2 protein-coding genes are annotated in these 1043 nt (G+C 40.5%); both read left to right on the top strand.

The genetic code is table 11. The features are described 5' to 3' along the window. Positions 1-293 (top strand): 4Fe-4S dicluster domain-containing protein (locus QMD21_02655; GenBank protein MDI6855668.1); only part of this gene is annotated, 293 nt, incomplete at its 5' end. Next, the coding region (locus tag QMD21_02650) for a hydrogenase iron-sulfur subunit (protein ID MDI6855667.1) at positions 293-1043 on the top strand (751 nt) is incomplete at its 3' end. The genes QMD21_02655 and QMD21_02650, both read left to right, overlap by 1 nt.

The following is a 1043-nucleotide window of genomic DNA, read 5'->3' as shown; positions in this document are numbered from 1 at the left end:
CAGCAGAGGCTCTAGGCATAATTTCTAACAAAAAATTATTTCGTTCTCCAGCTGTAGCTGTTGTAGATGAAATAATTTGTAGAGGATGCGGTAAGTGCATAGAAATATGCGAGTACAAAGCTTTGGAGTTAAAAGAAACTCCAGAGAAACGGCTTGTAGCGCAAGTTAATCCCGCCGTATGCGAAGGGTGCGGAGCATGCTCTGCAGCTTGCTGTAACGGCGCTATTACAGTCAAACATTTTGCAAATAACCAGATAATCGCAACTATAGAAGGTATAATGTGGAGCAGCTAATGGTATTCGAGCCTAAAATTATAGCTTTCTGCTGCAATTGGTGCGCCTATGCAGGCGCTGACCTAGCAGGCACAAGTAGAATAAAATATCCTCCAAACGTATATATTGTAAGAGTAATGTGTTCAGGTAGGATAGAGCCTGCTCACATTCTCAGAGCTTTGGAATTAGGTGCAGATGGCGTGTTAGTAGCAGGCTGCCATCCAGGCGATTGCCATTACATATCAGGGAATGAAAAAGCAGAAGAAAAGGTGAAAGCAGTTAAAAAGATAACAGAGCTAGCAGGCTTAAAATCAGAACGTGTAAGAATGGAATGGATATCAGCATCGGAAGGTAAAAAATTCGCATCTGTAGTCCAAAATTTTGTAGACTACTTAAAAACTTTAGGACCTAACCCTATTAAGTTGGAGAAGTATTATGAAAGTAAAATTATAGACATAGAAACGTTAATTAAAAACACCAAAGCCTACTACTGCTTGGAATGCGGTAAATGCACTTCTGCATGCCAGATAACAAAATATTATCCAGGCTTTTCGCCAAGAATGATAATTGAAAAAGCACTGGAAGAACTCGATAAAGAAATCTACAGTGATAAGTATCTATGGCAGTGTACAACATGTAATTTATGTGGCGTGAAATGCCCCTCGGAAGTGCAGTATGTAGAGTTTATCAAAGGCGCGCGTACAAAAGCTCGTAAACTCGGTGAAAGCGGTAGATGCTCCAAAGCAGGTGCTATGCTCTCGTTAATGAGAA

It is taken from the genome of Candidatus Thermoplasmatota archaeon (assembly GCA_030018475.1).
Taxonomy (GTDB): domain Archaea; phylum Thermoplasmatota; class JASEFT01; order JASEFT01; family JASEFT01; genus JASEFT01.
This window is presented reverse-complemented; position numbering and strand designations above follow the sequence as displayed.